The organism is Exiguobacterium sp. JMULE1 (assembly GCF_013337175.1).
Lineage (GTDB): Bacteria > Bacillota > Bacilli > Exiguobacteriales > Exiguobacteriaceae > Exiguobacterium_A > Exiguobacterium_A indicum.
Map to the genome: position 1 here is coordinate 1,737,426 of NZ_SGWC01000002.1, position 13,058 is coordinate 1,750,483.

The 13,058-nt window shown below is 45.6% G+C and carries 14 protein-coding genes; 3 read left to right on the forward strand and 11 right to left on the reverse strand.

Translation table 11 applies throughout. The features are described 5' to 3' along the window. Positions 1–100: 100 nt before the first annotated feature. The 4 genes from EXW93_RS09460 to yvfG all read right to left on the reverse strand — a co-directional run bounded on the left by EXW93_RS09460 (position 101) and on the right by yvfG (position 2,183). Positions 101–736, reverse strand: a complete 636-nt coding sequence (locus EXW93_RS09460) for a 3D domain-containing protein (protein WP_023468600.1) — start codon at positions 734–736, stop codon at positions 101–103. Positions 737–1,083: 347 nt separating this feature from the next. After that, complete coding sequence (locus EXW93_RS09465) at positions 1,084–1,293, reverse strand: hypothetical protein (RefSeq protein WP_023468601.1); 210 nt, start codon at positions 1,291–1,293, stop codon at positions 1,084–1,086. Between the two features lie 60 nt (positions 1,294–1,353). Continuing rightward, a complete protein-coding gene (locus EXW93_RS09470) occupies positions 1,354–1,965 on the reverse strand; it encodes an NUDIX hydrolase (protein ID WP_023468602.1) in 612 nt (203 codons plus the stop codon). Beyond that, the gene (gene yvfG / locus EXW93_RS09475) at positions 1,962–2,183 is read right to left on the reverse strand and encodes a protein YvfG (RefSeq protein ID WP_023468603.1); all 222 of its coding nucleotides are present in this window, start codon (positions 2,181–2,183) and stop codon (positions 1,962–1,964) included. The genes EXW93_RS09470 and yvfG overlap by 4 nt, the downstream gene beginning before the upstream one ends. A 90-nt stretch (positions 2,184–2,273) precedes the next feature. Here yvfG and EXW93_RS09480 point away from each other — a divergent pair, with 90 nt between their 5' ends. Both EXW93_RS09480 and EXW93_RS09485 read left to right on the forward strand, forming a co-directional pair. Continuing rightward, a complete protein-coding gene (locus EXW93_RS09480) occupies positions 2,274–3,848 on the forward strand; it encodes an FAD-dependent monooxygenase (protein ID WP_023468604.1) in 1,575 nt (524 codons plus the stop codon). 33 nt (positions 3,849–3,881) lie between these two features. Beyond that, entirely contained in the window at positions 3,882–4,199 is a 318-nt protein-coding gene (locus tag EXW93_RS09485) for a hypothetical protein (protein WP_023468605.1), read from the forward strand. Between the two features lie 44 nt (positions 4,200–4,243). Here the strand turns inward: EXW93_RS09485 and EXW93_RS09490 are convergent, their stop codons facing one another. From EXW93_RS09490 to recU, 7 genes are all read right to left on the reverse strand, one after another. Further along, positions 4,244–4,798: a nuclease-related domain-containing protein gene (locus tag EXW93_RS09490; RefSeq protein ID WP_023468606.1), complete on the reverse strand. Its 555-nt coding sequence runs from the start codon at positions 4,796–4,798 to the stop codon at positions 4,244–4,246. A gap of 131 nt (positions 4,799–4,929) precedes the next feature. Then, on the reverse strand, positions 4,930–5,244 hold the full coding sequence (gene gpsB / locus EXW93_RS09495) for a cell division regulator GpsB (RefSeq protein WP_023468607.1): 315 nt from the start codon (positions 5,242–5,244) through the stop codon (positions 4,930–4,932). Between the two features lie 5 nt (positions 5,245–5,249). Continuing rightward, positions 5,250–5,810, reverse strand: coding sequence for an SLOG family protein (locus EXW93_RS09500; protein ID WP_023468608.1), 561 nt, complete (start codon positions 5,808–5,810; stop codon positions 5,250–5,252). Next, a complete protein-coding gene (locus EXW93_RS09505; protein WP_174316404.1) occupies positions 5,807–7,012 on the reverse strand; it encodes a ribonuclease H-like domain-containing protein in 1,206 nt (401 codons plus the stop codon). The genes EXW93_RS09500 and EXW93_RS09505 overlap by 4 nt, the downstream gene beginning before the upstream one ends. Beyond that, positions 7,009–9,273: a DEAD/DEAH box helicase gene (locus EXW93_RS09510; protein ID WP_023468610.1), complete on the reverse strand. Its 2,265-nt coding sequence runs from the start codon at positions 9,271–9,273 to the stop codon at positions 7,009–7,011. Before EXW93_RS09510 ends, EXW93_RS09505 begins: the two co-directional genes overlap by 4 nt. Positions 9,274–9,350: 77 nt before the next feature. Next, positions 9,351–12,011 (reverse strand): PBP1A family penicillin-binding protein, encoded by a 2,661-nt coding sequence (locus EXW93_RS09515; RefSeq protein WP_174316405.1) that lies wholly within the window; start codon positions 12,009–12,011, stop codon positions 9,351–9,353. Between the two features lie 20 nt (positions 12,012–12,031). Continuing rightward, complete coding sequence (gene recU, locus EXW93_RS09520; protein ID WP_035396916.1) at positions 12,032–12,658, reverse strand: Holliday junction resolvase RecU; 627 nt, start codon at positions 12,656–12,658, stop codon at positions 12,032–12,034. Positions 12,659–12,732: 74 nt separating this feature from the next. Here recU and EXW93_RS09525 point away from each other — a divergent pair, with 74 nt between their 5' ends. Beyond that, positions 12,733–13,035 (forward strand): DUF1798 family protein, encoded by a 303-nt coding sequence (locus EXW93_RS09525; RefSeq protein WP_023468613.1) that lies wholly within the window; start codon positions 12,733–12,735, stop codon positions 13,033–13,035. Positions 13,036–13,058 lie beyond the last annotated feature (23 nt).

Below are 13,058 nucleotides of genomic sequence, written 5' to 3' on the forward strand. Positions count from 1 at the left end.
CCCTGTTTTCTAAATCCAACATCGAACAGATCGTTTTTTTATCCTTCCTCAAAACAAAAAAGACGATGGAAACTATCCATCGCCTAACCGTATACTGCTCTTATTCGAACGTCACCGTGACTTGACGGCGACCCCATTCTAAAGCTTCTTGTTTTGAACCGACAAGAAGATCCATGATTTTCCCGCGAATCGCACCACCTGTATCGAGCGCAATTGCGTCGCCGAAACCTTCTACATGTACCTTAGTTCCAAGCGGTACGACCGATGGATCGACAGCAACGATGCGACGTCCTTCGTATGTAATCGTATTCGTGACGTCATAACCCGATGCTGTTAAGGCACGACCATTATACAAACGGCTTCCATTGTTTTCTGGATTCGTCGTATATGCTGTCGTCTCAAACGTTTCCGTACGCTTTGTGGAACGGTTAGCGTTTGCTTGTGTTCGACTTTGTTTCTTTACCTGTCGTGTTTCCTTTTTGGCTTCTTGTGCTGCTTTTGCTTTTTGCTCTGCGTCTGCTTTTTGCTTAGCCAAGGCTTTTAGACGCGCTTGTTTTTTCGCCTCTGCTTGTTCACGCTTCTCTTGAGCAGCTTGACGCTTCATCTCTAATGGATTTTGTACAATCGTTTTCTCCGTACCGATCCCGATTTGTGCTGCCGACGCTTCATGATGCGGCAAAAGAATAAATATGAATCCCGCTAAACAAAGGGATAAAAGGAATGATGTTCGTTTCATGTTGATGCCAACCTTTCTCGCCGTTTTACGACCCGCACAACGTATCACGGTGACAAATAGTTTGAAAAGCGAACACCATGAATTGAAATATATCTGTTAAAAAGTAACGAAATGGTTACACGCTTACAAAAAACGCTCTCAATCGTTGTATATCAACGTTTTTATATTTTGTAACCGTTCTGTTACGAATTAATCTTTGTTACTCTTTTGTAATAAATGTATCTTTTCGATGTTTTCAGTCATTTTGTCCAATTCTTTAAAAATCAAAAGAATGTAGGATTTCATTATTATTCAGTTCGCTGGATGAACATAAAAAAACACACCAACATGTGGTGTGCTTTCATGTGTTACTTTGTTTTACGTTCTAACAATTCAATCTCTGACTTTAATAAGACTTGTTTTTCAAACTCTAATCCGAGTGCCTCAAAGTTTTTCGTGTGGGATACATCACCAACGACCGTATTTGTCAATACTGCCGTTACTTCCGCTACCCAGCCTTCTTTCGTTTTTACCATATCGCCAACGATATAATCGAATAACTCTTCTGTTTCTTCCATTTGACTCATCTCCTGACACGTTCAATTACAGTTAATCATATAAAATAACGACCGAAAAAGCTAGTCACGCGTCAATTGAGCTAAGAACTGGCGCAAGATTTTAGCGGTTAATCCCCAAATCAGATAATCCCCGTGCTCATAAAAGTGCTCCGTGACTGTATACGTACGATCCAGATAGGCTTCTCGATTCGCCATGCGTTCGGTTGGCACTTCCTTACCGGGGCGGATCCGCCACTCCATATCTCCTTTAATCGGCTTCGAAGTCATCAATTCCGTTAATGACACGAGAAACACATGATCGACTTCGGCCGGCGAAGGATTAAAGTCCGTCGCATGAAGAATACCAAGATACGGGTAAATGATCGACCGGTTCGGTGTCACGAGTGGTTCAAGCGTTCCAATCACTTCAATCTCAGAAGCACTGACATTTAATTCTTCGACCGTTTCACGGACAGCTGCTGCTTTCGGTAATTCACCACCATCGATCCGACCACCTGGAAAAGCGATTTCACCTGGTTGCGAACGTAGTGTCTTAGCTCTCACTTGAAATAACAAATAGACTTCGCCATCTTGCTCGACTAATGGAACGAGTACAGCTGCCGCATGACGAGGTAAACGTTCTTCAGAATCTACGTAATGCTTTCGGATATCGGCTAAGTTCACCTGTTTCATCGCCCTTCTTGTGCAACGTGTTGGTACGCCTCTTCCAGATGGCGCATACGGACGATGAGATCCGCATTCTTAGCAATCCGGTCCGATAAAATCGATCCTGCTACCGTCTTGTAATAGGCGTTTAACGCATGTCGTTTCGTCAGATGTGCCTCATTCTGACGGATATATTCTTTAAAATTCGCAATCAATCGTTCTGTCGTAAAAAGTTGTTCGTTCACAAGTTTCATCCTTTCACACGTCTCAAGCGTGTCATCAATAGTTTAATGGTAACGAGTTTTGGCTAAGATGTAAATTAAGGGGGGTTATCCGTGAATAAAAAATTAGATGTCCTCATTATCGGTGCCGGACCAACCGGTTTAACACTCGCACTCGCACTCTCACGCTATGGATTATCCTTTCGCATCGTCGAACGTGCAAGCGGACCATCTGTCGTCTCAAAAGCGATCGGGATTCAAGCGCGTTCTCTGGAGTTGTTCGCAAGGCTTGGTGTTGCAGAAGACTTGATGGAGAATGCAATCAAAATCAATCAAGGAAACCTCTATGTCAATGGTGCATGGCAGGCAAAACTTGATTTTACGGATTTGAATACACCTTTTCCGTTCGTCACGCTGTTGCCTCAAAGTGAGACGGAACGGATTCTCGAAGCGCAACTCGCCAAATATGGACACGTAGTCGAGCGCGAAACAGAATTAACAGGGTTTGCTCAATTTCCAACATTCGTTACAGCATCCTTACAACATAAAGGAGAAACAGAGACGGTCGACGCTTCCTTCATCATCGGAGCAGATGGTGCAAACAGTTTCGTCCGTCGTGAGCTCGGGCTTCCGTTCAGCGGGAAGTCGTTTAAAGAATCGTGGGCACTGGCTGACATCGAGGTCGACTGGCCGCTCTCTTCTGAGGAGGTTCATATCTTTTTCTCTGATCATGGCGTTATCGAGTCGTTCCCTCTCCAGTCGAACTTGTTCCGGATTACCGGCAATCTAACGAGCGGACCTGTTCCGACCGACCATAAAGCGATTGACGATTTTTTACAAAATCGAGCCAAAGTACCGTTTGAGCTCAAAAAAGTCCATTGGTATTCGATGTTTCGCGTCCATAACCGGATTATCGAGAAATTCGGACACCACCGGATTTATTTGATCGGGGATGCAGCACACATCAATTCACCCGTCGGTGGTCAAGGAATGAATACCGGAATTGCTGATGCGATGAACCTCGCTTGGAAACTATGGTGTGTCCATCAGTTCAAGGCGAGTTTTCCGTTACTTGATTCTTACAGCGTCGAACGCCGAGAAGCAGCACAAGGTATTTTACGATCAACAAACCTTGCGACGGAACTCTTGCAAATCAATATCCCTTTTTTATTGCCCTTGCAGGAAAAAGTCATTCGAAATAGTCTCAAGATCGCACCCTTACATCATTTCGTGACGAACCGGATTGCTCAGCTCAACAGCCACTACCCAGCGAGTTCGACCTTCGTCACACAAGGACACTTTAGTCCGTTGACACCAAAACCAGGTGAACCGATGCCTTACAGTGAAGTCGTCCATCCGCGGACAAAAAAGAACGAACTATTATTACGTCGTGCCGATCGGAATTTCTTATTACTGCTGTTCTTACCAAAAAACGCAACCGATGATCTTCTTGAGCCATTCAAGGAACTCGCCTATACCTATCCCGATCTATTTGAGACGGTACCGATCCATCAATCCCTTAAAGAGGATGGTGTCGTCGATCAAGGTGGTGAACTGGCACGACGCTTTGGCATCAAGCAATCCGGATTATATTTGATTCGCCCTGACGGTTATATCGCGTATCGCCAACAAGGTTTGAAAAGTAAATCGTTCGCCCGCTATGTTGAACGTTTACTTTATGCGCGTTAACTCGGTATGATAGTAGGTGAGGTGAAGGCAAAGATGGATATACAGCTAGTTCGAACGGTTTTAATCATTCTTTTAGTCATTGCATTTCTCGTCATCGTCAGCAGACGAACGAAGGAAAACCTTCGATGGTCACTGATCGGGGAAGCATTTGGTGAAAAAGGAGAAGATTTATTAAAGGACGCTGCGCGACTCGAAGCAGCTGACTTAGAGATTCGAGTCGAACGCGGCGTCAAGACTTCGTTTTTATTCCGACGTTTCAGTAAAGACTTGGATGATCGCGTAGCGGTGTATGTCTTGAAAGAAGACTTGGATCAAGCTGAAGACATTCTTGCGTCTCGACCAAGACGATGAATTCAAACGAAAAGGCAGTGAAGCGAGCGCTTCACTGCCTTTGTTCATTCCTGTTGCTGCGCGAGATAAAACGCAACTTGTTTTCGTTCTTGCTCTTGAACAGGGGAGGATTTCTTTGAGACGATGAACGCCCGCACATCTTTAAAGCTGTTCCCCGTCGGGAATTTAATTCGTTCCGTCCGCATCTGTGGTGCATTCGGAAAAAGTGTAATGCCATGAATCGGAATGATGATCCCTTGTTCTTTTAGCGTTTTTCGAACCGCTTGAACGATTTGTTTCGACTGATGGATGGGATGAGGTGCAAACACTTTTCTTCCATGCTCATCATCCATGACATGGCAAGATTCCTCCGTCATCCATTCTACGACCGCATCGTTTTGTAACACGAGGAATAATCCTTTTGGTCCGATCAGCGCAAAAGGAATGACTATCGTGTCAGAAAGACGAATCCGATCAAACAACATCCAATCAAAACGACAAACATGACGGATTTCATTACAGAGTGCATCCGTTTCACTCGTCGTCGTACTCACTTGTTTACTTGCAAAAAAACGACGGCGCGGTGGTTGAGGAACAGAAGCAGTCATGACTTGTAACATGGTTCATCATCCTTTGTAGTATGTATTATTAGTTATCTTAACACCGTTTTCACTCAGATGACGATTCTTTCAAAAAAGAAGGAAATAAAAAAAGACACTTCTGATCTGACAGAAATGTCTTTTTTGATGCGTCAATCTTGGTGCGGACGTCCGAAAACGGCCTTCTCTAAATTTGAAATACGACGTAACATGTCATAGTTCGATGAACTTGATACTTGTGGCTCCGCTTGCTCGACGCGGCGCTCTTCACGTTTTACCGGTTGTGCTGGTGCTTGTTTTAACGCCTCGTTCTCTTTCTTCAGACGTTCGATCTCACGTTCGAATCCTTCATAATCTTTAATGATTTGATCCAAATATCCATCGACATCTTCGATGACATAGCCACGGAGGCCGGTTTTGAATTCCTTTTTGTAAATATCGTCCGCTGTCAACAATGGCTTATACATCCTCTTCACTCCCACTGATCATTGTATTGTAATTCTTGTTCGAGCCAAGATAAATCATCTTGTGTAATTAAAAACAACTGATAATCGGATTGTTCCATTTCTATTCTAGCACGCTCTACTAAAAATTTCGCTGATCCTCCATGTTCTTCATCAAAAACCGACAATAATCCTTGGCTTTTTTGAATCATGAACTCGGTTTTATTACGTAACTGCGATGGATCCGTATACGGTTTCTGGCTGATTGCTTCGACGAAGTCAGCTTGTTCAAGAATGGAAAGGTACTGCGCTTGAACTGGCTCTTTCCAGCGTGCTTCCTGTTCCAAGAACGGCAACAGAATACCGAGACGAATATGGGGATACTCTTCCTTTAATTCAAGTACGACCTCGCATGCCCAGATTTCGCAACCCGGTGAGGCATTCGTGATAAACCACTCTGTGCCTCGATCCTCAATTAAGCGAATCATCCGCTCTCGATATGCTGCCTTTAAGACCCGGATCCCAGGGTGTTTTTGATCAAAGATACCTAGTTCATTGGGTTTATATCCTGTGATGGCGACAACTTTCACACGTCACACTTCCTTTTCAACCGACGTCCTCGATGATCCAGCTCTGCTAAGATTCGTTCTTTTTTCGTAATCAACCAATGATGGCGCTCGACGTGTTGTCGTGCTCGTTCCGTATAATCATAAGCAAGCACCGGATCTTTTGCAATGTGCTCTGCCCACTTCGCAAGCTCGACATACCCTAAATAACTGTCGCTCTTCAAGAAACACTCTCGAGCTTGTTCATGGTTCTTCATTTTTTTATGCAAATATCCTTGGCGCAACCATCCTTCTGCTGATAGTTCTTTGACTTGCTGAAAATGAGCGTGTGATCCTTCATGAATTCCGAGATCTGCCAGCCAAATCGCGATGTTTTCTTGAATTGGGGAAGGCGCCTCCGCTCGATGTGTGACGAGTCGGTTGCACGCATCATAGAGTCCGACAAGCGTCAGACAATCATCCAGATGATGTTGCAAGACCCCTGTCATGATATCCGGATGCTGGTGTTCGACGTACTGAAAGTAATGCATCGGCGCCAAAAATCCAGGTAAATCCCCTTCCCGTTCAAATCCGATTCGCTCTTCCATCGCTGTCAATCGATAGGAATCATACATTCCTTTAAAGATTCGTCGCGCGACATGAAGTAAATCGAGATGACCGACTTTCGGCAAACGCGGAACACGTTCCCGAACGAAGACATGACGTGTCTTGATTTGCGGCCAATCAAAACTTTTCCCGTTATAGGTCACAAAGCGGACATCATCTCCGATATCGTGCAGGAAGTGATGGTAAAAGGCAGCTTCAAAGTGCGGATGCGGTAAGAAATATTGTCGCATCAGAAATCCGCCCTGCTCAAAGCGCGCAAACCCGAGTAAAAAGATCGTCGTTCCAGTTCCTCGTAATCCTGTCGTCTCCGTATCAAAGAAAATGACTTGCTCAAGTGGAACATCTAGTGCAAGCGGTGGATGAGGAAGTTGTAAGGACTCATACACTTCAGCAAAGCTTCGGTCTCCATGCCGATCTGTTAATGCATATCGCTTGTCGATCCTGACAATCCACTCTTCTTCGAACGTCAAGATATCGGCCCCACGATCAATCCAGGCTTGCTGTTCGTCAGTCCACCCGATTGGTGTTTTCAGCGTCTCCACTTCAGGAGCGGAAGACACTTGATCCTCCGGTGCGGCGTCTGATGTAGATTTCAGCATACGTCTAAGACGATTTTTCATGATAGTTCCTTCTCCATTTCTGCCAACAACTGAATCGTTCGTTCTTTCTCGTCTGCTACGCCAACCATACCGATACAGGCAGGACAACCGTCCTGACACGGGCATGTGACGATCGAATCACGGGCGGCACGCAACATGACACCACGTTGCTTATATATCGACTCCGCGAGACCGACACCTCCAGGGTAACGATCATATAGATAAACAGTTGGCTGTTGCGTGTGTGTCGCCTTGACTTGTGGCACGACGAAGACATCACTGGCATCACACATCAAATAAAGCGGTGCGACACGTCTGAGACTATTCGCGACTCCTTCTAGCACTTGTTCGAGCTCTGTCGAAGAGCGTGCGTGATCGGGTAACGTGAACCAGACACCTGTCGTATGAATTTCTCGTTCCGGTAAGTGAATCGGACCAGAGCCGATGTTCTCATGCGTACCGAACTTAATCTTCTTGAACATCGTCGCCATCCCCCGAACACTGACATCTCCACGCGCAACACTGTATTCTCCCTCTGCATACTGTTCATCTTCTTCGAGAACGGAAAGGTCGACTGAAAAATTAGCATCCGTATAATAATCAACGTCTACTGCACGGACGAATGCTTTTTTCTCTTCGAAATCCAAATGCTCAACTTGGTATTGATCAGCTCCGTGAAGATAAATGGCCTCGTCATGTAACAATGTCATCGCACTAAACGTATCCATTTCACCGATGACTCGATTCGGTACCTCGGTCTGATCGACGATGATGACGTTCTCTTGATCACTCGACCGAAGTGATATTCCATGAGCCGGAAACGCATCGTTCATCCAATAAAATCGATCGCCCCGTTCGTGCAGGACACGCTCTTCGACTAAGTATTCGAGGATATCTTCCGTCTCGAGCGTTCCAAATGATTCGCCTTTCGTAAAAGGCAGTTCAAACGCTGCACATTTGACGTGATCGACGGCAATGATCAGATTATCTGGATCGAGTCGGGCTGCTTCCGGGGATTGATTCAAGAATAACTCTGGTCGTTCTGCGACATATTGATCGAGCATACCGGAAGAAGCGACAAGAATGATTAACGCATCATCTTGACGGCGCCCCGCTCGTCCTGCTTGTTGCCAAAGCGAAGCAATTGTTCCCGGATAACCATTCATGATACAGACTTGCAGTTGACCGATGTCGACACCAAGTTCGAGAGCGTTCGTCGAGACGATACCGGTGATCTCTCCTTGACGTAACCGTCGTTCGATATCGCGACGCTCACTCGGCAAATAACCGCCCCGGTACCCTTCGATCGATCGCGGACCGAGCTCATGCGGATAGATGCTTCTTAGATACGTCAGTAAGACTTCAACGCGAACGCGTGACCGTGCAAAGACGATCGTTTGGAACTTTTTCTTGATGAAACGCATCGCCAGTTGTTTCGTCTCAAGCGTCGCAGAACGTCGAATGCCGAGTTGTGCGTTGACGATCGGTGGTTGATAGACGAGAAAATGTTTTCTACCAGTCGGCGCACCGTTGTCATCAATCAAACCGACTGTTTTTTCCGTCAGACGTTCTGCCAGTTCCTTGGGATTGGCAATCGTCGCACTCGTCATGATGAAGACGGGATCACTACCATAATACCGACAAATCCGTCGTAAGCGACGAATGACATTAGCGACATGACTACCAAACACGCCACGATAGGTGTGAAGCTCATCGATGACGATATACTTCAAGTTCTCGAACAGTTCGATCCATTTCGTATGGTGTGGTAGGATGCCGGAATGTAGCATATCCGGATTCGTGATGACGATATTACCAGCTTTTCGTACTTTTGTTCGAATCGTCGGTGACGTATCTCCGTCATAGGTAAAACATCGGATCGGCGCTTCTAATTGATCGATCAATTCAAGTAATTCACTATTTTGATCCTGTGCGAGGGCCTTTGTCGGATAGAGATATAATGCCCGCGCGTTCGGATGCTCAAGCAGGTGTGATAAGACCGGTAAGTTAAAACAATAGGTCTTTCCGGAAGCAGTCGGTGTGACGATGACCGTCGATTCTCCCGCTTGTACACGTTCAAACGCTAGCCCTTGGTGACGGTACAATTGCGTGATCCCACGTGTGCGAAGGGCTTGTCGTAAACGCTCCGGTAGCCGTTCTGGAAAATCGACATAACGCCCAGCTGTCGCTTCCATCGTTTTCATATACGTAATCCGCTCCATGAACGAGCGATCCTGTTTCAATTCTTCGAGAAATGCAACGAGCGTTTGTTTCGCTTGCATGCCTTCACTTCCTTCCACTTCTCATTATACAAAAAAGAGGCAAGACCAAAGAACGAACTACTCGTCTTTGGTCTTGTCTACTTTACAAGTGACGCTCCTTTATTAATCTTCAGAGTCATCTCCACTGTTATTCTGATTGTTCGGATTGTTGTTTCGTTCCGCTGGTACATTTGAGTTACTTTGAGCATTCGCCCCATCATTCGATGACGGTTCATCCGTCGTCGGCTCGTCCGTTGATGGTTCATCCGTCGTCGGCTCGTCCGTTGATGGTTCATCCGTCGTCGGCTCGTCCGTTGATGGTTCATCTGTCGTCGGCTCATCCGTTGATGGTTCATCCGTCGTCGGTTCATCCTCGTCGGTTCATCCGTCGTCGGTTTGTCCGTCGTCGGTTCGTCCGTTGTCGGTTCGTCCGTTGTCGGTTCTTCTGCTTCAGGATCCGTGACCGTTACTGTCGTCGAAACCGGACCTGATTTTTCTCCAGAAGCCTTCGCGACGACTTGGAATGTCGAGCGACCTGGCTTCAATCCACTGATCGCAATTCGATTCGTCGAGCTCGTTCCGACTGTCGATGATTGACCATCAGCATCCGTCATTGTCACTTCAAACGAGACATCGTCATACCCATTGGCACGAAGCGCAGCATCATTATAGTTCCAAGTCAGTTCACCGCTCTTTGTGTCTTCATCGTAAGATGCTTGTAATCCAGTCGGAGCGGGTACCGTCTTTTTTTCAACGACAGGTTCCTTCGTCCCTTTCACGTACAATTCGTTTCCGATACTGAGGACAGAACTTGGTTGTTCAAATGGTGCCGGCGTACGATCACGTGTCTTCGTGATGAAATCTTTCCAGATTTGTTGCGCCATCGTACTGTTATACGGACCACTGAGCCCTGCACCATTGTTATTGCCGGACTTCGTAGTTCCTGTCCATACACTGATTGAAACGTCTGATGTGTATCCAGCAAACCAGACATCTTTGTAAGCATTCGTCGTCCCAGTTTTTCCAGCTGCGTCAAACGATAATCCAGCGCTTGGGAACGTACCGCCTGGTTTCAAGACATCACGCAACATGTCCGTCAACATATACGCCGTGTAGTCTTCCATTGCTTTTTTCGATTTGACTGGTGATTTGATTTTTGATCCATCACTGTATTCAATCGATTTGATCAGGTGCGGTTTGATATAATCGCCACCGTTTCCGAGTGTCGCATAAGCCCCAGCCATTTGAGTCGTATTGAAACCATGCTTCATCCCACCAATCGCATAAGCTGGTGAAATCGACTCATCGTCTTCTAATTTCAAACCTGATTTTTCAGCAAATGCTTGAACTGGGTCACCACCGATTTCTTGATACGTTTGGATGGCTGGTGTGTTCGCTGAAATTTTTAACCAGTGGCGTATCGTATTCGTGCCACGGTATCCATCATAATAGTTACCAATCTCTTTTCCATTGACTTCTGTTGGTTTATCCGTCAATTGCTTCGCAGTCGACCATTTATCGTTCTCGATCGCTGGACCATACGCGAAGAATGGTTTTGCGGACGATCCCGGTTGGTGCGGTTCATTTGCGTAGTTTCGTCTCGCTGTTCCCTTACCCGGATTTTTTCCGTCTACGACAGCTAAAATCTCACCCGTTTGTGTATTCACTGCCGAAGCAGCTGTCTCTGCATATTCAGGCATTTTAACGATTTGGTCTTTTTTGATGGCTTCGTTCATATAATCGTGCATCGGTTTATCGATCGATGTATAGATTTTTAAACCTTGACCATAGATGTCTTTTCCTTCCAAGCCAAAATCATCTTCTAACTCTTTTGATACCATATCGAAGATGACACTATCGTAAGATTCATCCTTTGTTGACTTCGGTGCCGGATTGATCAATTTTGAGATTGGCTGCTTCACTGCTTTATCCCGTTGTGCTTCTGTAATGACGCCTGTCGTCTGCATCGCATTGAGTACTTGCGTCTGACGCCATTTCGTTAACTTCGGATCTCCTTTAATTGGATCGTATGCCGTCGGACGCTGTGGGAGTCCTGCGAGCATCGCGGCTTCCGCATAATTCAATTTATTTACAGGCTTATTGAAGTATGCTTTTGAAGCGGTTTGGATGCCAAATGAATTTTGACCATAGTAGTTTTTGTTCAAGTACATCTCTAAAATTTGATCTTTTGTATAGTCCTGTTCTAAACGAATCGCGAGCCATTGCTCTTGGACTTTCCGTGTAATCGTCTTATCAAAAGTCAGGAACGACTGTTTGACGACCTGTTGCGTGATTGTCGAAGCCCCTTCAGAACCAAATCCGTCCGTCACGTTCGCGATGATGGCTCCGCCAAGACGACGGAAATCGATTCCATTGTGCTGATAGAAACGACGGTCCTCAATCGAAATGAATGCGTCCTTGACGACTTCAGGGACTTCATCAATCGAGACGTATTCCCGACTCGTTCCACCTTTCGTAATTTCCTTCTTATTACTTGCGTAAATTTTTAGCGGCAAAGCATCACGTAATTCTGCTTCATCCAGCTCAGGAGCAGTAGCTACGGCATATGCTGCAAAACCGCCACCAATCAGCATCATTAAGATGAATAGACCGGTAGCAATCAGTAATAACTTTTTCCAAAGTGGACCTTTCCCACCGGAACCTCCACCTGACTTTTTCTTTTGGGGACGTTTCGTCCGTTTCATCTTTTTCTCAGATGACTTCGTCTCTTCACGACGTGCGACACGACTTCTTTCCATATGCTATCCTTCTCCTTCAATCAAAAAGTGTCTGAATTGAAATATAGTTCGTCCACTGCCTTTAAATAATCGATGGCAGGGTACGCACCAGTCTCGACTTTGATACCGTCTCGTTCAATGACCGTCAGCGGAATAGATTTTCGTCCGCTTTCTAGCTGATCCCACCAGGGGAACACGTGCTCGACTGAAAGCACATATTGCACATTATACAGACTGAAACGAATGATGACAAAACAAATTCCTCCATGTTCGACACATTGGCGCATGTGTGCGATTTGATGGGGGTGAAAATTTTTTATCGGGAAGGATGTTTTATTCGTCGTCTCCTTCGCTTCGAAATCAATATATTTTCCGCGATAAACACCGTTATAGTCCGTCGTCGACGGTTGCTTGAAATAGGCTTCCTTGACGACCGCTGCCGACCGTTTTGGATAATCGACTTGGACGATTTGTAACGGAGTGGGTTTCTTGTGAATGATTGCCCGATTATGGGTCAGGTAAAACGTATTACTTTCATTCAATAATTTTTCGAGCGTCATCCCTCGATTCGAAAAGGTCGAATCGGTTGATCGCGCCTTCTTGATTCGGGTTCCATGCGACTCGAGTGGCTTTTGAAATTTTTTCCCGTTCGGGTAATTCAAAACGATTCCCCTCCTATCGCGTTTATTGTACCATGATATGTGATTGTACCGTATCGGCCGAGAGGAGTAGTTAAAAACCAATGACAATTGAACCGTTATTACAAGAGATTGAACGTATTTATCAAGAAGGACGTGCCGGAACCGAATATGACTTCAATCGTGACGTCGTACCATTCGTTGAACGAGCGGATCAACTGATTGCACAGTGGCAAACGAATGCCCAGGATAGTCCTTACTTACGACCTAGCATGGTCGAAAGCGCCGTGGATCAACTAAAGCAAATTTCCGTTCAAGCATTTCAGCCAAAAACGAGTCTGAAACGCTTCAATGAAACGATTAAATCCGTTCGTTATATCGATCGCTTGATGAATGGTGAAGAATAACGATTAAAAAACAGGAATTATCT